The 19833-nt window shown below is 65.0% G+C and carries 20 protein-coding genes; 14 read left to right on the top strand and 6 right to left on the bottom strand.

Translation table 11 applies throughout. The features are described from left to right. The first annotated feature begins 82 nt into the window (after nucleotides 1-82). Nucleotides 83-2719 carry an excinuclease ABC subunit UvrA gene (gene uvrA / locus B3446_RS23660; RefSeq protein WP_291385846.1) on the top strand — a complete coding sequence of 879 codons (2637 nt, stop codon included), beginning with the start codon at nucleotides 83-85 and terminating at the stop codon, nucleotides 2717-2719. Between the two features lie 6 nt (nucleotides 2720-2725). Continuing rightward, nucleotides 2726-3175 (top strand): GNAT family N-acetyltransferase, encoded by a 450-nt coding sequence (locus B3446_RS23655; protein ID WP_291385845.1) that lies wholly within the window; start codon nucleotides 2726-2728, stop codon nucleotides 3173-3175. Between the two features lie 25 nt (nucleotides 3176-3200). Here B3446_RS23655 and B3446_RS23650 read toward each other — a convergent pair whose 3' ends face one another. After that, a complete protein-coding gene (locus B3446_RS23650; RefSeq protein WP_291385844.1) occupies nucleotides 3201-3983 on the bottom strand; it encodes a hypothetical protein in 783 nt (260 codons plus the stop codon). A 169-nt stretch (nucleotides 3984-4152) separates the two neighbouring features. Here B3446_RS23650 and B3446_RS23645 point away from each other — a divergent pair, with 169 nt between their 5' ends. The 7 genes from B3446_RS23645 (at nucleotide 4153) to B3446_RS23615 (ending at nucleotide 11627) form a co-directional block, all read left to right on the top strand. Beyond that, on the top strand, nucleotides 4153-4662 hold the full coding sequence (locus tag B3446_RS23645; RefSeq protein WP_291385842.1) for an RNA polymerase sigma factor: 510 nt from the start codon (nucleotides 4153-4155) through the stop codon (nucleotides 4660-4662). Next, nucleotides 4649-5635 carry a FecR family protein gene (locus B3446_RS23640; RefSeq protein ID WP_291385840.1) on the top strand — a complete coding sequence of 329 codons (987 nt, stop codon included), beginning with the start codon at nucleotides 4649-4651 and terminating at the stop codon, nucleotides 5633-5635. The genes B3446_RS23645 and B3446_RS23640 overlap by 14 nt, the downstream gene beginning before the upstream one ends. 220 nt (nucleotides 5636-5855) lie before the next feature. Next, entirely contained in the window at nucleotides 5856-8300 is a 2445-nt protein-coding gene (locus tag B3446_RS23635; RefSeq protein ID WP_291385838.1) for a TonB-dependent siderophore receptor, read from the top strand. Between the two features lie 112 nt (nucleotides 8301-8412). After that, a complete protein-coding gene (locus tag B3446_RS23630) occupies nucleotides 8413-9462 on the top strand; it encodes an NADP(H)-dependent aldo-keto reductase (protein WP_291385836.1) in 1050 nt (349 codons plus the stop codon). 282 nt (nucleotides 9463-9744) lie between these two features. Continuing rightward, nucleotides 9745-10809, top strand: a complete 1065-nt coding sequence (locus B3446_RS23625) for a PAAR domain-containing protein (RefSeq protein ID WP_291385834.1) — start codon at nucleotides 9745-9747, stop codon at nucleotides 10807-10809. Between the two features lie 8 nt (nucleotides 10810-10817). Then, a complete protein-coding gene (locus B3446_RS23620; RefSeq protein ID WP_291385833.1) occupies nucleotides 10818-11237 on the top strand; it encodes a hypothetical protein in 420 nt (139 codons plus the stop codon). Then, nucleotides 11238-11627: a hypothetical protein gene (locus tag B3446_RS23615; protein WP_291385831.1), complete on the top strand. Its 390-nt coding sequence runs from the start codon at nucleotides 11238-11240 to the stop codon at nucleotides 11625-11627. Nucleotides 11628-11657: 30 nt separating this feature from the next. Here B3446_RS23615 and B3446_RS23610 read toward each other — a convergent pair whose 3' ends face one another. Further along, nucleotides 11658-12461 (bottom strand): metallophosphoesterase, encoded by an 804-nt coding sequence (locus B3446_RS23610; protein ID WP_291385829.1) that lies wholly within the window; start codon nucleotides 12459-12461, stop codon nucleotides 11658-11660. A 108-nt stretch (nucleotides 12462-12569) separates the two neighbouring features. Here B3446_RS23610 and B3446_RS23605 point away from each other — a divergent pair, with 108 nt between their 5' ends. Together B3446_RS23605 and B3446_RS23600 are read left to right on the top strand one after the other, a co-directional pair. Then, the gene (locus B3446_RS23605) at nucleotides 12570-12974 is read left to right on the top strand and encodes a lysozyme inhibitor LprI family protein (protein WP_056558453.1); all 405 of its coding nucleotides are present in this window, start codon (nucleotides 12570-12572) and stop codon (nucleotides 12972-12974) included. Between the two features lie 170 nt (nucleotides 12975-13144). Next, complete coding sequence (locus B3446_RS23600; RefSeq protein WP_291385861.1) at nucleotides 13145-13705, top strand: DNA-3-methyladenine glycosylase I; 561 nt, start codon at nucleotides 13145-13147, stop codon at nucleotides 13703-13705. A gap of 77 nt (nucleotides 13706-13782) precedes the next feature. Here the strand turns inward: B3446_RS23600 and B3446_RS23595 are convergent, their stop codons facing one another. Both B3446_RS23595 and gvpU read right to left on the bottom strand, forming a co-directional pair. Further along, nucleotides 13783-14478 carry a pentapeptide repeat-containing protein gene (locus B3446_RS23595; RefSeq protein WP_291385825.1) on the bottom strand — a complete coding sequence of 232 codons (696 nt, stop codon included), beginning with the start codon at nucleotides 14476-14478 and terminating at the stop codon, nucleotides 13783-13785. 5 nt (nucleotides 14479-14483) lie between these two features. Next, nucleotides 14484-14930, bottom strand: a complete 447-nt coding sequence (gvpU, locus tag B3446_RS23590; RefSeq protein ID WP_191576177.1) for a gas vesicle accessory protein GvpU — start codon at nucleotides 14928-14930, stop codon at nucleotides 14484-14486. A gap of 171 nt (nucleotides 14931-15101) precedes the next feature. Between gvpU and B3446_RS23585 the strand changes: the two genes are divergently transcribed. Continuing rightward, nucleotides 15102-15482: a hypothetical protein gene (locus B3446_RS23585; protein WP_291385822.1), complete on the top strand. Its 381-nt coding sequence runs from the start codon at nucleotides 15102-15104 to the stop codon at nucleotides 15480-15482. Nucleotides 15483-15533: 51 nt separating this feature from the next. On the opposite strand, the gene B3446_RS23580 is transcribed toward B3446_RS23585, so the two are convergent. Then, entirely contained in the window at nucleotides 15534-16892 is a 1359-nt protein-coding gene (locus tag B3446_RS23580; protein WP_291385820.1) for a ParB/Srx family N-terminal domain-containing protein, read from the bottom strand. 190 nt (nucleotides 16893-17082) lie between these two features. Here B3446_RS23580 and B3446_RS23575 point away from each other — a divergent pair, with 190 nt between their 5' ends. Further along, nucleotides 17083-17757: an ankyrin repeat domain-containing protein gene (locus B3446_RS23575; protein ID WP_291385818.1), complete on the top strand. Its 675-nt coding sequence runs from the start codon at nucleotides 17083-17085 to the stop codon at nucleotides 17755-17757. Nucleotides 17758-17811: 54 nt separating this feature from the next. On the opposite strand, the gene B3446_RS23570 is transcribed toward B3446_RS23575, so the two are convergent. Further along, a complete protein-coding gene (locus tag B3446_RS23570; protein WP_191576173.1) occupies nucleotides 17812-18918 on the bottom strand; it encodes a porin in 1107 nt (368 codons plus the stop codon). A 252-nt stretch (nucleotides 18919-19170) separates the two neighbouring features. Between B3446_RS23570 and B3446_RS23565 the strand changes: the two genes are divergently transcribed. Then, nucleotides 19171-19824, top strand: coding sequence for an NUDIX hydrolase (locus B3446_RS23565; RefSeq protein ID WP_291385816.1), 654 nt, complete (start codon nucleotides 19171-19173; stop codon nucleotides 19822-19824). Nucleotides 19825-19833: the final 9 nt, after the last annotated feature.

Here is a 19833-nt window from a genome sequence, read left to right as displayed (position 1 = left end):
CCTGCGATGGGATGAGGCGCCGCTCACCCGGTTGGCCACGCCCGCGAAGGCATCCGCCGTCCGGTCCATTACTATTTCAGCCATGAGCCAGCGCAAGAATCCTTCGAAGCCGGGCCCCGATGCCTGCATCCGCGTGCGAGGCGCGCGGGAACACAACCTGAAGAACGTGGACGTCAGCATCCCGCGCGATGCGCTGGTGGTGTTCGCCGGCGTGTCCGGATCGGGCAAATCGTCACTTGCATTCGGCACGCTGTACGCCGAAGCGCAGCGCCGCTACCTGGAATCGCTGTCGCCGTACGCCCGGCGCCTGATCGATCAGGTGGGTGTGCCCGACGTCGACGCCATCGATGGTCTGCCGCCCGCCGTGGCGTTGCAGCAGCAGCGCGGCACGCCGAACGTGCGCTCCACGGTCGGCAGCGTCACCACGTTGTCGAGCATGCTGCGGATGCTGTATTCGCGCGCCGGCACCTATCCGGCCCGCCAGCCCATGCTGTACGCCGAAGACTTCTCGCCCAACACGCCGCAGGGCGCCTGCCCGCATTGCCACGGCCTGGGCTACGTGTACGACGTGACCGAGGCATCCATGGTGCCGGACCCGTCGCTGTCCATCCGCGAGCGCGCGATCGCATCGTGGCCGCCGGCCTGGCATGGCCAGAACCTGCGCGACATCCTGGTGACGCTGGGCTACGACGTGGACAAGCCGTGGCGCGACCTGCCCAAGAAGGACCGCGACTGGATTCTCTACACGGACGAACAGCCCACGGTGCCGGTCTACGCCGGCTTCACGCCTGCCGAGACGCGCGCGGCGTTGCGCCGCAAGACCGAGCCCAGCTACATGGGCACCTACACCGGCGCGCGCCGGTACGTCATGCACACGTTCGCCACCACGCAGAGCGCCATGATGAAAAAGCGCGTGGCGCGCTTCATGACCGGCGCGCCGTGCCCGGAATGCGGCGGCCGGCGCCTGAAGCGGGAAGCGCTGTCCGTGACGTTCGCGGGCCTGGACATTGGCAGCCTGTCGCAACTGCCGCTTGCCCGCATCGCAGAGGTCCTGGCGCCCGCCGCCGAAGGCCGGTTCGACGAACACGCGGCGCAGTCTGGATCGACGCGCAGCAAGGCCGCGGGCGTGCGTGCCAACGCCAAGCGCGTCGCGGCTGGCGGGCTGTCGCATGCCGGCAGCAGCGACGTGCGCCGCACGCCGGACCTGTCGCCCGAGAAGCGCATCGCCGCGCAGCGCATTGCACATGATCTGGTCGAGCGCATCGGCACGCTGCAGGCGCTGGGTCTGGGCTATCTGGCGATGGACCGGTCCACGCCCACGCTGTCGCCCGGCGAGTTGCAGCGCCTGCGGCTGGCCACACAGATCCGCTCCAACCTGTTCGGCGTGGTGTATGTGCTGGACGAACCGTCGGCCGGCCTGCACCCCGCGGACGGCCAGGCGCTGCACCGCGCGCTGGATGAGCTGAAAGCGGGCGGCAACACGCTGTTTGTCGTGGAGCACGACCTGGACACGCTGCGCCGCGCCGACTGGCTGGTCGATGTGGGACCGGGCGCGGGCCAGCACGGCGGGCAGGTGCTGTACAGCGGTCCGCCCGACGGCTTGCGCAAGGTGAAGGAATCGATCACCGCCAGGTACCTCTTCGACACGCGCGCCGCCAGTCGACGCACCCCGCGCGAACCGGCCGGGTGGCTGGAGCTGCGCGGCATTCATCGCAACAACCTGCATGGGGTGGACGCGCGCTTTCCGCTGGGCGCGTTCACGGCGGTCACGGGCGTGTCCGGCTCGGGGAAATCCAGCCTGGTCAGCCAGGCGCTGGTCGAACTGGTGGGCGAGCATCTGGGCCAGGAACTGCCGGCCGAGGAGCCCGACAGCGACCTGCCGCAGCCCGGCAACCTGCCGCGCACCACGGGCCGGCTGCATGCAGGCGGGCAGGCCATCAAGCGGCTGGTCAACGTGGACCAGAAGCCCATTGGCCGCACGCCGCGATCCAATCTGGCCACGTACACCGGGCTGTTCGATCACGTGCGCAAGCTGTTCGCCGACACCAAGGCCGCGCGCGCCCGACGCTACAGCGCGGGTCGCTTCTCCTTCAACGTCGCGCAGGGGCGCTGCGAGACCTGCGAGGGCGAAGGCTTCGTCCACGTCGAACTGCTGTTCATGCCCAGCGTGTACGCGCCGTGCCCCACGTGCCACGGCAGCCGCTACAACGCCAAGACGCTCGAAGTCGAGTGGAATGGCCGCAACATCGCCCAGGTGCTGGACATGACGGTGGACGAAGCGCGCGATTTCTTCAAGGACGAGGCGGTGGTGGCGCGCCCCTTGACGCTGCTGGCCGAGATCGGCCTGGGCTATCTGCGCCTGGGCCAGCCCGCCACCGAACTGTCTGGCGGCGAAGCCCAGCGCATCAAACTGGCCACCGAACTGCAGCGCAGCCAGCGCGGCAACACGTTGTACGTGCTGGACGAGCCCACCACGGGCCTGCACGCTGCGGATGTGGACAAGTTGATGACGCAGTTGCATGGCCTCGTTGATGCCGGCAATACCGTCGTCGTGGTCGAACACGACCTGCGCGTCGTCGCGGGCAGCGACTGGATGCTGGACGTCGGTCCCGGCGCCGGCGAAGAGGGCGGCGCTATCGTCGCGGCCGGCACCCCGGAAGCCGTCAGCCGCGGCAACGCGGGCGTGACCGCCCCGTTCCTGCGGCGTTTTTTTGACTGAGGAAACATGGAACTCATCTACCGTCCCGCACGCGGCGAAGACGTTGCGGCCTGTATCGACATCCGCGGCAAGACCCGCGAGAACGCGTTTTCCGCAGCGGACCTCGCCGCGGTCGGCGTCACGCTCGAATCATGGACCGCGGCGGTCCAGGACGGCTCGCTGCCCGGCTACGTGGCAACGGTCGACGGCAAGGTCGCCGGGTACTGTTTTGGCGACACGCAGACAGGTGAAATCGTGGTGCTGGCGCTGCTGCCTGACTTCGAGGGGCATGGCGCGGGCAAGACGCTCTTGAATCTGGTCGTGCGCGACCTGAAGGCGCTGGGCTTTCAGCGGCTGATCCTGGGATGCGCCAGCGACCCCGCCGTCCGTTCATATGGCTTTTACCGGCACCTGGGCTGGACGTCGACGGGCACGTTCGACGACCGGGGCGACGAGGTGCTTGAATTGCTTGCCTGAAATTTTTGCCTGAATGCCGGCCGCGCTATTGCTGCATTTCCTGGGCAAGCGTGGCCTGCATGCGTTCCATGCTCTCCTGACCGACTTCGATCAGGCCCCCGCTCGGTTGGTCGATATCCAGAATGAAGGTCAGCACCAAGGCGATCAGGGCGGCGAACATGCCGGTGGAGATCGGCCGGCGCCGACCATACAGACCGGTGCCGTAAGCGATGTAGCCCATCGATCCGCCGGCCACGATGAAGAGCAGGTAATACACCGGCTCGGGCACGTGGTTCTCGAGCGCAACGCGGCGCTTTTCGTTGACCTGCGCCATCTCGTTGATGGCCTGGATGAACATGATGGTCGAGATGGACGGCGGATTCTCCGCCCGCTCCGCGACCGCCTTCCGGATCTGGCGTTCGATACGGCGCGCGGTGGCGTTGGCGGCGTTAAAGCGAGGCGAATCCCGGTCCGCCAGGTGATAGTCCAGTGACGCCGAGGTGTATTCGTGCAGCATCTTTGCCACCACCGGCCGGTGCTCGGCAGGAATGAGCTGCGACCGCCAATAGGCGTTGCCAATGGCGTTGGCCTCTTCCAGCACCAGGTTCTTGCGCGTCTCGAACCGCGTGACCGACATGGCGAACGTAAACCCCAGCAACAGGGCCAGCAGGCCGAGCAGCGCGGTCTGCAGTGCGGTGATGTGCGTCTTGGCGGCCTCGTCGGCCGGCTTGCGCAGGCGCCGGCCAAGGCGATAGCCGACCTCGATGACGCCCAGGAAAATGATGAGCACGACGAAAAAGAGGATGACCTCGTCAACTTCCCTGAGCATGTCTTTTCCTGGCGCGAATGGGGCGGTCCAGAGTATGCCGATTGCCCCGCGGCGACAATAGTCAGCCGCATGGTGGGTGATGCGCCTGTGACGCCCGTGCGCGTATCAGGTTTGAAGAAATGATAATGATTTGCAATAATTGCCGATTGCTCTCAATCCCGCGTCCGACATGTCTCAGCCTCATTCCCAGCTTTCTGGCTGGCTCGCGTTGTATGGCGAGTTCATGCAGGCGTTCGCGCATCGCTTCGGCAATCGCAGCGATGCCGAGGACGCGGCGCACGACGCCATCGAGCAATTGCTCTCGCGCAGCGACGTCACGACCGTCGAACACGCCCGGCGCTTCCTGTTCCGCGCGGCGGCGCATCGCCGTATCGACGCGTGGCGGCGGGATACGCGCAATCCGCACATCGCGTGGCAGGATCTGCCCGAACAGGACCAGCCCTGCGTGCCCAGCCCCGAAGCGACCGTCCGGGCGAGGCAACTGATGGCGGCGGTCGAAGCCGCGCTGGTGCAGCTGCCGCTCAATTGCCGTCGCGCCTATGTGCTGAACCGGATCGAAGGCTGGACGCACCGAGAGATCGCGGTGACGCTGGCGTTGTCGGTCAACAGCATCGAACGTTACGTGATGCAGGCGTGCCAGCATGTGCGGGCCGCCTTGAATCCCCATGATTGGCGATAGTCCCGTCGCCGCGGAGGCGATCCGCTGGTCTGCGCGCCTGCACGCTGGCGACTTGAGCGCTGCCGAGCATGCCGAGCTGCTGGCGTGGCGGCGCGCCCGGCCTGAACACGAGGCCGAGTTTCAGGCGCAGCAGATGGTGAGCCGCGCAGTCCTGGCGTTGCCTGACGACGCGATTCGCCGGCTGTATGGGGGAGAACTGCCCGAACGTCCAAACCTCGGACGTCGCAGGGCGATGCGCGCCGGCGCCGTGCTGCTTTGCGCGGGCGCTGCGGGCGCCGCCGCTCTCACTTTCGGCGGCGGACCCGGCCGGCCGGAATACGCCGCCAACTTGTCCACGCGCAAGGGCGAACGGCGCAGCGTGTCCTTGGCCGAGGGAAGCGTGCTTGAACTGAACACGGACACCCAGGCCGCCGTGGCCTTCTTCGAGGACAGACGGGTCGTGACGCTCACGCGCGGCGAGGTGCTGTTCGACGTCAGGCCCGATGCCGCTCGGCCCTTCTACGTGGAAGCCGGTCCCGCAACCGTTCAGGTCACCGGCACGCGATTCAACGTCCGGCGGGGCGCGCAGGAAGTGCGCGTGGCGGTGCAACAGGGCGTGGTGGAGGTCCGCAGCGGACCCTGGTGGCATCGCAGCCGCAACCTGTTGAGCGCGGGGCAGGGCACGCTCGTTGACGGCGATGGCCGCCAGCCCGGCCCGCAAGCCGTCAACCTTGCTGCCGAACTGGCGTGGACCAACGGCCGGCTGGTATTTCGCAATGCGCCCTTAGCGGCCGTGGTCGAAGAGCTCAACCGCTATCTGCAGCACCCCTTGCGGCTGGCCAACGATCGCGTCAGCAGGCTCCGCCTAACCGCCTCGTTCAGGCTTGATGATCCCGAAGGCATCGTGGAGGGCCTGCCGGGCGTGCTGCCGGTCGTGTTGCACCGCCTGCCGGCTGGCGGAATTCTGCTGGATCTCAAGCCGGAGCCGGCCTGATACATCGCTGTTTCAAACAGAAACAACTGTGCGGCGGAAAACATTCAGGACTTTTGCTCGCTGATTCGTAGTACATGGCAGGCCGCCGATTTGCACCCGGCCGGCCCGTCACGATCCTTGGCCAAGGGATCGGGCGCAAAGCGCCCGCTGCAATCATCGAACGAGTCCCGTCTTGAATCCACATTCCCGTATCACCTTTCGTGCGCCGCGCAGGCGTCCCTTGCCGGCCAGACTGACCATGGGCAGCCTGGCGCTGTCGGTGGCGCTTGCGCTGGCCAGCGGCCTCGGTGCTTCGTCCGTTTACGCCCAGTCCGCCACGGTGCAGGTCGACATCGCTCCGCTACCCCTGTCCGAAGCACTGCTCCAGTTGGCCGAGCAAACGCGGCTGCAGATCCTGTTCGCACCGGACATCGTGGCCGGCAAGGCCGCGCCGGCGCTGCGCGGCAGCTTCACCGCCGACCAGGCGCTGGCTGCGCTGCTCAAGGGCAGCGGCTTGCAGTATCGGCGTGAGGGCGATCGCTACCTGCTGACGGCAGGCGCCGCCGATGTGCTGGACGCCGTCACCGTCATCGGCATGGCTGAACGCCGCAGCATGACGGAGAACACCGGATCCTATACAACGCGCATCACCAGCATCGCGTCCAAGACCGAGCAGAGTTTTCGCGAGATTCCGCAATCCGTCTCGGTCGTGACCCGGCAGCAGATGGAAGACCAGAACATCACCGATGTGCGCCAGGCCTTGCTCGCCGTTCCCGGCATCACGTACAACGGCGTGGACTTCTTTTCGCGTGGTTTCGCCATCACCAGCATGCAGCTCGACGGCGGCGCGCCGCTGGCGCTGGGTTCTTATAACTACGATCCGCAGCAGCAGATGGCCTTCTACGACCGCGTGGAAGTGATGCGCGGCGCCTCGGGCCTGTTGGGCGGCGTGGGCGATCCCGGCGGCATCATCAATCTGGTGCGCAAGAAGCCGCTGGCGCAGGATCAGCTCAAGGTGACGCTGGGCGCCGGGAGTTGGGACGATTACCGCAGCGAGATCGACGCCAGCGGCCGGCTTACCGAAAACGGCAAAGTGCGCGCCCGCGGCGTGTTCAGCTATCAGAAGAGCGGCTCCTACATCGATCACCGCAGCACCGAGCGGCCCGCGTTGTATGGCGTGCTGGAAGCCGACCTCGGTCCCGATACGCTGCTGACCGTGGGCGGCAACTACAGCCAGATCAACAATGACGGTGCGCCGCCTACACTGCCGCGCTACAGCAACGGCGCCGATCTGGGCCTGTCGCGCAGCGCGAACCTCTCGCAACCCTGGGCGTACGACGACACCGATCGCTGGGAAGTGTTTGGGCAGCTGGAGCATCGGTTCCGCAATGGCTGGATCGCCAAGCTCAACGCGACGCATACCGACCAGAAGACCGATCGCATCTGGAATTACACGTCCGGTTCCGTGGACCCCATCACGTACAAGGGACTGACGTGGGGCGCCGGCCGCGCGAACTCCGAAAACAAGCAGGACATGGTGGACGCCAACCTCAGCGGCGCCTTCGATTTGCTGGGCCAGACGCACGAATTCGTGGTGGGCGCGGACTGGCAGCGCGTGCGCAGCGACTGGGTCAACTCAAACCTCGCGATCAATTACAAGGATCCCGTCGATCCGTTCAACCCGGGCGCGTGGAATCCCGGCAGGACGGACGCGGACTACAACTACAGCGCGCATTACGGCCCGTGGGGCCAGGAACAGGTCGGCGGGTACGCCCTGCTGCGCCTGCATCCCACCGACCGCCTGAGCGTCGTGGCCGGCGCCCGCGTCAGCCGCTACGAGTTCTCGCAGCTCATCCGCACCAAGCGCGGCGCGGCCGACTGGCAGGTGTTCCAGGATGCCCAGTTCAAGGAATCCACCGAGATCACCCCATACGGCGGCCTGATCTACGACCTGAACAACCAGTGGTCGGTCTACGGCAGCTATTCGGCCATCTACAAGCCCCAGCCGCTGGTCATGCAAGGCCCGCCGCCGGGCAGCTCGCTGCCCCCCATCAAGGGCAAGAGCTTCGAGGCCGGCATCAAGGGCGAGCTGTTGGACGGCGCCGCCAACGCCACGCTAAGCCTGTTCAACGTCGAACGTACGGGCACCGCGGTCCTCGATCCTCGTTACGACAGCAGCAGCAGCGCTTATGACGGGGCCTGCTGCTACACGGCGCAGGGCAAGGTGGTGAGCCGGGGTGTCGATGTCGAATTCAGCGGGGAGCTCGCCACGGGCTGGCAGATGACCGCCGGCTATACGTTCAACACCACCAAGGACAAGAGCACTGACAGCGTCTACAGCAGCGTGACGCCCAAGCACCTGTTCAAACTGGCGACCGCGTATCGACTGCCAGGCGACTGGACCAAGTGGACGGTGGGGGGCAGCATGCTCATCCAAAGCGCAAGCTACGTGTCCGGCACGGCGCGCGATGCGAGCGGTGCCTTCGCGCCGTTCGATTTCAACCAGGGCGGCTACGCCATCCTGAACGCCATGGTGCGCTACCAGCTCACACCGCAGTGGAACATGACGCTCAACGTCAACAACCTGACCGACCGCGTCTACTACCAGCAGGTGGGCACGTTGAACGGCAACAACGTTTACGGCACGCCGCGCAATGCGATGCTGACGTTGCGGGGAACGTTCTAAGGGCGGGCGCGCCCGCAGGATCGGCCGGCCCCAGGCTGATCCTGTCAGCGAAACGCCAACATCTTGGAGTAAGGTGTCGCTTCTTAACCCCAAGACCCGCACGGAGCAGAACTTGAAATACCGCAAACTCGGCCGTACCGACCTGGATGTCAGCCTGATCGGGCTGGGCACCATGACCTGGGGCGAGCAGAACACCGAAGCCGACGCGCATCAGCAGCTGGACTACGCGCTGGAGCGCGGCGTCAACCTGGTCGACGTGGCCGAGATGTATCCCGTGCCGCCCAAGCCCGAAACCCAGGGGCTGACCGAAACCTACATCGGCACGTGGCTGGCAAAGACCGGCCGCCGCCAGGACATCGTGCTGGCCAGCAAGGTGGCCGGCCCCGTGCGCGATGCCAAGCGCCCCGGCCACATCCGCGACGGCAAGACCTTCCTGGACCGCAAGAATCTGACCGCGGCCCTGGACGCCAGCCTGAAGCGCCTGCAGACGGATTACCTGGACCTGTATCAGCTGCATTGGCCCGACCGCACCACCGCGACGTTCGGCCAGCTCAATTACCCGTGGGTCGAAGACGAGCACACCGTGCCGATCGAAGAAACCCTGTCGGTGCTGCAGGACTTCGTGCGCGCCGGCAAGGTGCGCCACGTGGGCGTATCGAACGAAACCCCGTGGGGCGTCAGCCAATTCCTGCGCCACGCGCAGAACGCCGACCTGCCGCGCATCGCGTCGATCCAGAACGCCTATAGCCTGTTGAACCGCGTGTACGAGATCGGCCTGTCGGAATTCACGCATCACGAAGGCGTGGGCTTGCTGGCGTATTCGCCGCTGGCGATGGGCATGCTGTGCGGCAAGTACCTGGACGGCGCCAAGCCAGCCGGCGCCCGACTGACGGTGTACACGCGCTTCACCCGCTACAGCAACCCCCAGGCCGAAGCCGCCACGCGCGAATATGTGGAACTGGCGCGCAAGCATGGCATCTCGCCGACGCATCTTGCGCTGGCTTGGGTGAATCAACGCCCGTTCGTCACCAGCAACCTGATCGGCGCGACGTCGCTGGCGCAGTTGAAGGAAAACATCGACAGTGTTGATGTGACGTTGTCGGCTGAGGTGCTGGATGCGATCAACCAGATCCACGTGCGTCATCCGAATCCGGCGCCTTGATGCGCGCAGGGCAGGACGGGAAGCCGTTCATGCCCTGATGGAAAGCGGTTGATCTCCTTCGAGGTCTACAACCGAAAAGCTCACTTGCGAAAGCGGTGGGCTTTTTTCATTTCCGAGGGGCAAGTTCTGTAATGCAGCCGCTGGCACGCCTGTTTCAAGCGGGGGGGCAGGTCGTGCGTCGCATCACGGGAGAAAAGTGAGTCAGGCAATTTTCGCGTTTATCTGATTCAAGTCGATTTCTACGACGCTCAGACTTTCGCGCATCAGTAATTGCCTGGAGCAATGATGACAGCGCGCCCGATCATTCGTGTTGGTGACAAGACAACCCATGGCGGAACGGTGTTGGAGGGGTTTTCGTCCTACGACATCGACGGCCGCGCGGCGGCAGGCCTGGGCCACAAGGTTGACTGCCCTAAATGCAAAGGGGTATTTCCCATCATCGAGGGCGTGCCCAGCTTCGCCGTCGGTGACAGCCTGGTCGCCATAGAGGGAATGAAGACCGCCTGCGGCGCTGCGCTGATCGCGAGTCAAGGGTTCGCGCGGGTGGATCCTGGGCCGGGAGGGATTGTTCGTGCGTTCAGCAATCCAAGTCCCTCGGAAATTGGCCGTTCGGAGGGTGGCACCTCGCCTGCTAAGTTTCTTCCGAATGGCTTGGGGAATGTCACCTGCAGACACGCGGACACAGCGGTCCCGCTGGCTGAATTCATTGTTCAGGAAATGAAGACCAACCCTTTTTCCATTGAAGGAAGGAAGATTCTCCGCGCGAACAGTGCGAATCCCCAAGCGCCCCGTGCCGAATGGCAGAGGCGGCCGTGGTACTTACGGCTGGGCGAGCCGCCAGACTTTGACGGCGCAGCAGCAGGACGAAAGGCGGCTGCATACGGCATGTGGGCGGAGAGGGTCGGTCCGGACCGACCCTGGGACCACAAGCCGATCTTGAAGCGCATGCTCGGCCAAAATCTGAATAAGGGTTGGCAGAAGTACGGCGACCACGACTATTACTTGGACATCTGGTCGAACATCCACTATGGCTATGTTGGCGTAGCACTTGGCTTTAGCGCTGCCGAACTGATAAATGGTGCGGGCCTGGCACAGGCCATGTTCGATGGCTGGACGAAGCTGACACAGCAGAATCATCCCGAGAACGGCCCGTGGCCCGCGAGCGCGGACGACCGGCCGGACCACATTTCAATCATGCTGGGAATAGAGCTTTGTGATGAGGTTGAACCTCACGCGCTGACCGTAGCCACGTTGCTAGAAAAAATTAGTGCCGTGCCCGTTCCGTGGGGCACATGGCGGGACAACGCAAAAAGGCTGCACAAGTGCGTCGGGAGTGGTCCGACATGAGCAGGCGCTTGATCAAGCGAATTGCAACTGCGTTGGTGGCGGCCCCGCTTTTGTGGATCTTGTTCCTGTTTCATTGCAGGCCGATTGTGGCGCTGCACTATTCACAAGAAGCTTCGGATTCGATCGGATTCTTCTTCATGGTGGACTACTCGACCATAAAGCGCGGGCTCGCCCCGGGGGAGACGGTAGTGGTGCCTACTCCGATGTTTCCTCGGGCTGATATGCATTACCTGCTCTCGTTTCCGTTCGACAGTGCAGACGCTTTGGAGATTAGCCAGCCGTTCAGCCGGATCGATGTCTGCGTCGGCCCCGGAGCAACGATTCAGCGAACGGAGACCCGGCATGGTTTTCTCGCGCGGTTCACGCAGCCAAGCCAGCCTTGCGAGCCCGCTGCACACGAACCCAACGGCCGCGATAGGATGCGATGAATGAAAGCCAGATCATCATTGAGGCCGGGCTGCAGGGCAATCTTTTATGCGTTGTGCGCCACCGTCCTGTTCTTGTATTTCTGCCGGCCGGTCGTGGCAATTCATTATTCAGCTGCCGCAAAGGAGCCAATCGGATATATCTACGACACCGACTTGTACCTTTCACGGGGCGCTCTTGATCCTGGCGAATCGAACGGTTATTTCGCAGATTGGCGCCAGAAGCCCGACCACTGGACCGGAATCAGCGTCGTTAGGGAGAAGTGGGACGATGTAGAAATAAACGGACCGTTCAGCCGAGTGGATGTGTACGTGGGGCCGGATGCGAAAGTGCAACGAACAGAAATTCGATACGGCTTTTTTGCACGATTCACCACGCCGAAGGGTCATTGATCGACACCGCCGGGGTCCCGGGGACGATGTTCACAACTCCCACAATTTTCCGGGGTCGAAATCCGCCTGCTCCCCCTTCTTCGCATACCCCAGCGGATTCGCGATCACCCGGCAGCCCTCCTTCACGTAATCCTGCGCGCAATGCAGATGCCCGTGAATCCACACGTCGGCCAGCGGCAGCAATCCATCCAGCGCGTTGCAAAACCCCGCCGTGCCGGGCGTGACGCCATAGCGCGGATCGGCGCTAGCCAACGTAGGCGCAAAGTGCGTGACCGCCACCGTCGTGCCGTCGAAAGGCACACGCAGGGCGGCGTCCAGCCACGCCTGACAGGCCAGGCCCTGCTCGCGCATCTGTTCAGCCATGAAGGGCGCGCCATGCCGGCGCATCTCGGCTTTTTCCAGATAGAAGTCCGCCGCCCGGAAAGCCTTCGCTCGCTTTTTCAACGCTTCACCCAGCGTGTCGTCCGGCGCGGCCAGCGCGTCGAAGTCCGTCCACAGGGTCGTGCCTATGAAGCGCACGCCGCCGATGACGGTGGTCTCGCGTTCCAGCCACTGGATGTCCAGCGCGCGGCACAGGTCTTGCAGGCGCGCGTGCGTCTCGTCGAAATCCACGTTGTCGTATTCGTGATTGCCCGGCACGTAGAGGACAGGCGTCGGCCAGCCGTGGCGCGGCGAATAGGTGCCCAGGCCGAAGTCGTCCCGTTCCAGCCGTGAACCCTGGCGGTACGAACCGATATCGCCGGCCAGCACGAGCAGGTCGGCGCCCGGCGAAGGTTGTGCCACAAAGGTGGGATCGGTTTCAAGATGCAAGTCGGAAAGCAGTTGGATCTTCATGGGGCTATCTTAGGCGACGGACAGCCGCGCTGCGCCTCGCCGGCTTCCATGCGACACTTTCCCCCATGCGTTGACCACCCCAAACCCACCCCAAAAGGAGGAATTCCCATGCGTATCGTGTTTGCCGCCGCCGCGCTCCTGCTTGCAGCGGGGGCGCAGGCCCAAGTGCTCAAGTGTGACCAGGCGTCCACCCAGACCGACATGAACCTGTGCGCGGATCAGGCGTATCGCCAGTCCGACGCCGAGTTGAACGCCGCGTACAAGGAAGCGACGGAGCGCCTGAAGGACAGCAAGGACGCCTTGACGCAACTGCAGGCGGCGCAGAAAGCGTGGCTGTTCTTTCGCGATGCCGAATGCGCGTTTTCGTCGACAGGCGTGACGGGCGGCAGCGCCTATCCGATGGTGTTGAGCATGTGCCTGGACAAGCTCACGAAGGCCCGGACCAAGGAATTGCGCGCGTATCTGGCGTGCGAGGAAGGCGACACGAGCTGCCCGGTGCCGCGCAAGCCATGAGTGCTGCCGCGCAGACCGACGGACATCAGGCCAGCCCGGAAGTCGGCACTCCGGACGTCAGCAGTCCGAACACCAGCAACCCGGACATCGCCGACCCGGCCGCCGGCGTCCCCGACACCGGCCTGATCATTGACGAGCATGGCAAGCCGCGTTGCTTCTGGCAGCCGTCCATGCCGGACTATCACGATCATGAATGGGGCCGGCCCGTCGTGGACGACCGGCGCCTGTTCGAGAAGATCTGTCTGGAAGGTTTTCAGGCCGGCATGGCGTGGATCACGATCCTGCGCAAGCGCGAGGCGTTTCGCGAGGCCTTTGACGATTTCGACATGGAACGGGTGGCACGGTATACCGAGCGCGACGTGGAGCGCCTGATGGGCAACGCCGACATTGTGCGCAACCGCGCCAAGATCGTGTCGGCCATCAATAACGCGCAGCGCGCGCGCGAACTGGCCGACGAGACCGGCTCGCTGGCCGGCTGGCTCTGGGCGCATGAACCGCCGCCGCAGGATCGCCCGGCGGCGGTGGATCGGCATTATTGGGACAACAATCCCACGTCCAAGGCGTCGAACGAACTGTCTCGCGCGCTGAAGCGGCGCGGCTGGACGTTCGTGGGCCCGACGACCATGCATGCCTTCATGCAGGCCGTGGGCATGGTGAACGAGCACATGAGCGGCTGCGTGTGCCATGGGCAGATCGAGGCGGCGCGCAAGTACTTCCGGCGGCCGGGCTGAATCGATGTGCGGCAACGCAGGCCCTGGCGGCATCGCCGGCCTGCAAGTCCGCAAAGACGCGCTGCGTCAGGACCGTGTCAAACCACGCTGATGCGCAACTCGGCCAGCAACGCCGCCGCCTGGGTCTTGGAAATCGTCGCGCCGGCCAGCCGGGCGGCCGCCGTCAGGTCCAGCCCGCCAAGGTCCGCTTCCCGCAGATCCGCGCCTTCGAAGTGGACGTTCTTCAACGTGGCATTGCGCAGGCTGCCGCCGTGAAACACCGCCTCGCGAAAGTCGCTTCCCGACAGGTCCGCGTCCGAGAAATCCAGTTGCTGCAGATTGCACTTGCGAAACGACACGCCGCGCAGCAGCGCGCCGACCAGCAGGCATTCTTCGAGCGACCAGCCCAGGCATGCAATGCCATCGAAATCCGATCCGGTCAGCTTGCACGACCGGAACTTGGCGCTGGCTAACCGCGCGCGGCGCCAATTGGCGTTGTTCAGGTCGCAGTTCTGAAAGAGGGCCTCGCTGGCGTCTGCCGACGCAAAGCTGGCCGACCCGCCGCGGCAGCGTCGCCATTGGGAGTCAGTCAGATCCGCGCCCTGGAACGAGGCGCCCGCAATCGCGCAGCCGCTGAACTGGAAGCCGCGCAGTTCCAGGCGCGAAAAGTCCGCGTCCTGGAAGTCGCAGTCCACGAACGACAGCGCCTTGCCTGCCGCCGTCTCGATGAGGGCCTGCATGGCCTTGCGGTCGATCTCCTGGCCCTCCATCGACGGAGTAACGGTTTGCGTCATGCGGATCAGGCCGAGGCGTCGGACTGCAAACGGCCCAGGATGAACCCGTCGACGGCGCTGGTGCGGCCGCGCCACAACGTCGGCTGGCCGGCGATGGGCGTGCCGTCGGCGGTGAAGAACAGGGCGTCCGCCAGGTGAATGTAGTTGGGCAGCGGATCGACGGGCTGGGGCAGGCGGAACACGTCGCCCAGTTCGGCCAGCGAGGCATGCACGGTCTGGCGCGTGTCGGGGTCCAGCGATTCCAGCGAGCCCGAGAAGCTGGCCGCGAAGGTGTCGAAGTACTCGGCGCCCGAGACGATCGAGCCGGACACCAGCATGCCGCCCATCTGCAACGTCACGCCAATGCTTTCGATCTGGCTGCCGTTGTTGACGAGGTTGACCAGGAACTGCAGGAAGGCGTCTGCAGCGGGCGTGGCGGTAGCGGGCTGGCTCGAGGAGGTGTCGATGCTCATGAGAAGGGTCTCTGGAAGGTTTGCGAGAGGCACAAGATACTCGAAGGGCGCTAAAAATGGTCGGACCGCAATCCGCAGAGAAACGGGCGGTTCGGGCGGCTGACCCGGTTTTCCGTCGGCGCGGCTGGGGAGTATGTTGGCACCCTGACCGCCAATCCCTCTGGAGCATCCATGAGCAGCGTGAATATCCTGGGTATCAATGCCGCCGCCGGCCAGTCCGCGTCGGCCGCCAAGAACGCCAACGCCAACGCCAATGCCGGCGAGCGCTTCCGCGCGGCGTTTGCCGATGCCACCGAGCGCAACCGTTCTGCCATGGGCCACGGCGTGTCCGGCGCCTCGCAGGCCGCGCCGTCGCAGGCCGAAAAGGAATTCATGGACTACGCCGGGATGTCGATCGAAGACAAGATGTTCTACGCGGCGCTGGCCAGCCTGGGCATTTCCAAGGAAGAATACGACGCCATGTCGGCCGCCGAACGCCTGGAAGTCGCCAAGAAGGTCGCGCTGGCGATGCAGCAACTGGCGAAGGCCGAGAATACGCAGGAAGTGCTCTGACGCGCTGACTGCCCGATGTAAAAAGGCCCGCTTGCGCGGGCCATTTTCACCTTACCAGCCCCAGCAGGTGCCGGCCGCAGGCTTGCCGCAGGTGCGGTAGTTCACCGCGAACCAGAGCTTGCCCGCGCCGCGCGGCGTACCGTCGGACGTCTTGACGTCGTTGCGCGGCAGTTCTTCCAGCGTGTCGCGCGCCGTCTTGGTGGCCGAGCCGCTGGCGGCATTGGCCTCCAGGACGATGCGGCCCAGGCTGGCGGCGTCGCGGTCTTCGAACACGATGGCCGTGTCAGCCAACGCGCTCATCTTTAGCGACGCATCGCGCACGGCGGCGGCGTAGCTGTCGTTGGCCCCGGTGGGCAGGATGTCTTTGTTCAGCGTGCTGACTGCCAGGATTTCCGCGGGCGTGGCCGGCGCCTGCATCTTGTACTGGTCCAGGCCCTGCAACTGCGCGGCCGCGGCCTGGCGGCGCAGCCAGTCGCCCCACAGGAATTCCGCGAATTCAGGCAGGTTGCCGTTGCTGTAGGCGATATCGCGCGTGAAATACACCAGGGAGCGGTAGCGGTCTTCCTGCATGCCGCCGGGCTCCTGCGCATGGGACAGTCCGACGCGCGTGGGCAGCTGGTCGACGGTGATCGGCTGGTTCTGGCCGTCCCGCAACCATGCCCGGCGCTCGTCGACCAGACGCTGCCAGAAGGCTGCCGCGTTCGGGAGGTCGCTGTAGTTGGCGTCGACCTTCACCCAAACGGGGAGCTTCGGGCCGCCATCTGAGATCTCGCGCAGGGACGAGAACGTGTGGTGGCCGTCGGTCAGGTACAGGTTGCCGTCCCAGCCCACGATCACCGTCTTCAGGTTGGCCGTATTCGTGCCGGGCGCGTCCAGGCAGGTGAACGTCTCGGGCTGGTCCAGGCGCGCGGCCCGGGCCTCGGCGATGCTCTGGAACTTCTGCGCGCGCTCGGCGCCGCCCACGTCCTCGCAATAGTCGTCGAACTTCTTGCCGACGGTGCGGTTCAGGTAATCCAGTTGCAGAACGGGGTCGGCCGCCCAGGTGGCGCGGTCGAAGTCGCCTTGCCAGCGGCCGAGCTTGTAATAGATCTGGTCGTAGCCGATCGCGGCCTGGGTCGGATGCAGTTCCTCGATGCGGACCTGGATGACGTCGCCCGCCTTCTTCTGAAGATAGGCCGTGTTGCGCGGTGGCGTTTCGGGTTCGGGTTCAGGTTCCGGTTGCGGTTGCGGTTGCGGCGTGGGCTGCGGCGCCGGGGTTTCAGCGACGGGCGGCTGGACGTCGTCATCGTCATCATCGCTGCCGCCATTGCAGGCAGCCAGGGCCAGCGGCAACAAAGCCAGGGCCAGGGCGCGCATCAGGCGCGACGGACGGGCAAGGGGAGAAAGCGCGGAATCGGAACGGGAGGGCATGGCAGTTCTTGGGGGCTGCGATCAGTAAGGGAGGCCGATCATGCCGGACGCGTGTTTCCTGCGCATTGCACGTCACCGAGAATCTGACCGAGCATAGGCCGCGCGCGCGGCCGGGGGCAAGGAGATAATGGCAGCGCGCCCGGCACGGGACCGGGGCGCCAAACAGACATATCCAAGGAGGCTGCCGCCAATGGCTTACATCACATTCTGGCGCGTCTGCGTCGTNNGCGCGATCGGCTTTGGCGCCGCAGCGGAAGATCGCGCCGCGAACGCGCGCGGCGCCCAATTGCTGGAGGCATCCGGCAAGGGCGATTCGGCGCGCGTGCGCCAGTTGCTGGCGGAGGGCGCGCCGATCGAGGCGCGGGACGGGCAGGGCAATACGCCGCTGCTGCGCGCCACGCAAGGCAACCACGTGCAGGCCGCGGCGGCGCTGATCGACGCCGGTGCAAACGTGAACGCCCAGAACAACATGCAGGACAGCGCATACCTGCTGGCGGGCGCGCAGGGCTATCGAGAAATACTGGAGCTGACGCTGTCGCATGGCGCCGACCTGAAAAGCACCAACCGCTATGGCGGCACGGCGCTGATTCCGGCGTGCGAGCGCGGCCACGTCGAGGTCGTGAAGCGGCTGCTGCAGGCGGGCGTGGATCCCGACCACGTCAACCGGCTGGGCTGGACGGGGCTGCTCGAGGCCATCATCCTGAGCGACGGCGGACCGCGCCATCAGGCCATCGTGGCGCTGCTGATAGAGGGGGGAGCGGACGTGAATCTGCCCGACAAGGACGGGCTCACGCCATTGCAGCACGCGCGTCAGCGCGGCCAGACGGAAATCGTGCAGATGCTGGAGCGCGCCCGGGCGCGGTAGCTACCCGGGCGGCAGGATGGGCCGGCGCCGCGGGGCGGCCGGCCCGACACACGCTTAGAACTGGTGGCGGATGCCCACGCCGGCGGCGGTGCTCTTCAGACCGTCGATGAACGCGTAGTCCGTGCCGTACGAACCGTAGGCGTACAGGTTGGTGCGCTTGGACAGGTCGTAGGTGTAGCCCACGCTGTACACATTCATGTTGGCGTCGCCGCCCGTCAGCTTGTCGTTGGACGGAGCCACGTGCTGCCACGAGGTGAACAGGCTGCCCGAGGCGCCCACCGGGAACGTTGCGCCCAGCATGTAGGAATTGGCCTTGAAGCCGTCCACAAAGCGGTTGGTGCCGAACTCGTCGCTGAACGGCGTGCCCGACGGCAGGTCCTGGCCGACGAACCAGCCGTCGGTGGTGCGGCCGTAAGCGGCAGCCAGCTTGACCACTTCCAGGTCGTACGAAGCGCCGACGGCGTATTGGCGCGGCGTGGCGCCGTTGTCGACGGTGCTGCGGTTGGCGCCGTTCAACTGGTCGTACGTCAGCGTCAGGTTCAGCGGGCCTTGCACGTAGCGCAGGCCGGTGGTGATGCCGCGCGTGTTGTCGGCGGTCTGGAAGCCGGTCTGGTCCGAGGTGGTGTCGTCCACGCTGAACGAGTACCCCACGGCGAATTCAAAGCCGTTCACCGACGGGGTGCGGTACATGACCATGTTGTCCCAGCGCATGGTGTTGGCCGCGCTGAAACCCAGGCCCAGGTTGGATTGGGTGTAGCTGGTGTAGAAGGGGTCGATGTCGGCCAGGTAGTTCGAGCCGACCGTGGCCTGACGGCCGAATTCCAGCGAGCCCCAGGCGTCGTTGGCCAGACCGATGGTGGCTTGGCGGCCGAACAGGCGGCCGGATTGGCCGCGCTGGCCGTTGGCCGAGTCAAAGCCGCTTTCCAGCTTGAAGACGGCGCGCAGGCCGTCGCCCAGATCTTCGGATCCGCGCAGGCCCCAGCGGGAGCCGGCCTGGATGCCGTTGATCATGCCGACTTTGGAACCACTGTAGCCATCGCCCTTGATCTTGTTGTAGCCGAGGCCGGTGTCGATGACACCGTAGAGGGTGACTGACGGTTCTGCCTGGGCAACGCCTGCGAAAGAGGCCAGCATTGCCGCGGCGAGCAGCGTCTTTTTCATCCGGAAAACTCCTGAGTTGCAGTTGAAGAAAAAGCAAAAGGAACACGACGCCAGGCATCAACCCGACCGTGTTCCTCGGCGCATAGTGTAGAACAATGCGTTAATTGTCGTTATCCGCCGTCAATTCTTGCCAAAATTCGAACACTTTCTAGTGGGGCGTTAGGGTGTTTGATCTGGGACGCAGCAGAGCGAATTGACCTGGCGGCGTCATAGTGGCATCTTGCCCAAAACCTCAACTACGGAACCCGCTTCTTGGACTTTCCCCAACCGCTCGTCACCGTCGACGCCGTCCTTCTTACCCTGCGCGAATCCGGCCTGGAAGTCGCGTTGCATCAGCGCGACCGCGAGCCGCTTCAGGGCGCCATGGCGCTGCCGGGTGGCGTGGTGCACGCCAACGAAGACACGTCCACCGAAGACAGCATCCGGCGGGTATTGCGCGACAAGACCGGCTTCGAGCCGCGCTACCTGGAGCAATTGCAGGTGTTTTCCGGTCAGGATCGGGATCCCCGGGGATGGTCGATGTCGGTCGCCTATGTGGCGCTGGTGCCTGCCGCCGAACTGGCCGCCGCCACGCGCGCGGAATTCCGTTTTGTCAGTGTGGACGCCTTGCCGCCGCTGGCGTTCGACCATGCGGACATCATCACTGCCGCCGTGGACCGCCTTCGCAGCAAATCCACGTATTCCACGCTGCCGTTCTTCCTGCTGCCCGAGCGCTTCACGTTGACGCAACTGCAGCACACCTACGAGGCGATCCTGCAGATCCGGCTCGAAAAGTCGAACTTCCGCAGAAAGATGGAAGCGTGGGGGGCGCTGGAAGCGACCGACGACGTAGTCGGGGGCGCGCAGCGCCCGGCGCGTCTCTACCGGTTGAAGGATTTCACCTTTTTCGACCGCAGCGTCGGCTGATTCGACGGC

It is taken from the genome of Achromobacter sp. UBA5777, assembly GCF_002418565.1.
Taxonomy (GTDB): Bacteria; Pseudomonadota; Gammaproteobacteria; order Burkholderiales; family Burkholderiaceae_B; genus Achromobacter; species Achromobacter animicus.
Note: the sequence above shows the minus strand (reverse complement) of the source record. Positions and strands in the feature narration are given on the sequence as shown.

What these genes read in the sequence shown, in the direction of transcription:
- uvrA (WP_291385846.1), top strand. Translation starts at nt 83, where the DNA reads ATGAGCCAGCGCAAGAATCCTTCGAAGCCGGGCCCCGATGCCTGCATC.
- B3446_RS23655 (WP_291385845.1), top strand. Translation starts at nt 2,726, where the DNA reads ATGGAACTCATCTACCGTCCCGCACGCGGCGAAGACGTTGCGGCCTGT.
- B3446_RS23650 (WP_291385844.1), bottom strand. Translation starts at nt 3,983, where the DNA reads ATGCTCAGGGAAGTTGACGAGGTCATCCTCTTTTTCGTCGTGCTCATC.
- B3446_RS23645 (WP_291385842.1), top strand. Translation starts at nt 4,153, where the DNA reads ATGTCTCAGCCTCATTCCCAGCTTTCTGGCTGGCTCGCGTTGTATGGC.
- B3446_RS23640 (WP_291385840.1), top strand. Translation starts at nt 4,649, where the DNA reads ATGATTGGCGATAGTCCCGTCGCCGCGGAGGCGATCCGCTGGTCTGCG.
- B3446_RS23625 (WP_291385834.1), top strand. Translation starts at nt 9,745, where the DNA reads ATGATGACAGCGCGCCCGATCATTCGTGTTGGTGACAAGACAACCCAT.
- B3446_RS23615 (WP_291385831.1), top strand. Translation starts at nt 11,238, where the DNA reads ATGAAAGCCAGATCATCATTGAGGCCGGGCTGCAGGGCAATCTTTTAT.
- B3446_RS23610 (WP_291385829.1), bottom strand. Translation starts at nt 12,461, where the DNA reads ATGAAGATCCAACTGCTTTCCGACTTGCATCTTGAAACCGATCCCACC.
- B3446_RS23605 (WP_056558453.1), top strand. Translation starts at nt 12,570, where the DNA reads ATGCGTATCGTGTTTGCCGCCGCCGCGCTCCTGCTTGCAGCGGGGGCG.
- B3446_RS23600 (WP_291385861.1), top strand. Translation starts at nt 13,145, where the DNA reads ATGCCGGACTATCACGATCATGAATGGGGCCGGCCCGTCGTGGACGAC.
- B3446_RS23595 (WP_291385825.1), bottom strand. Translation starts at nt 14,478, where the DNA reads ATGACGCAAACCGTTACTCCGTCGATGGAGGGCCAGGAGATCGACCGC.
- gvpU (WP_191576177.1), bottom strand. Translation starts at nt 14,930, where the DNA reads ATGAGCATCGACACCTCCTCGAGCCAGCCCGCTACCGCCACGCCCGCT.
- B3446_RS23585 (WP_291385822.1), top strand. Translation starts at nt 15,102, where the DNA reads ATGAGCAGCGTGAATATCCTGGGTATCAATGCCGCCGCCGGCCAGTCC.
- B3446_RS23580 (WP_291385820.1), bottom strand. Translation starts at nt 16,892, where the DNA reads ATGCCCTCCCGTTCCGATTCCGCGCTTTCTCCCCTTGCCCGTCCGTCG.
- B3446_RS23570 (WP_191576173.1), bottom strand. Translation starts at nt 18,918, where the DNA reads ATGAAAAAGACGCTGCTCGCCGCGGCAATGCTGGCCTCTTTCGCAGGC.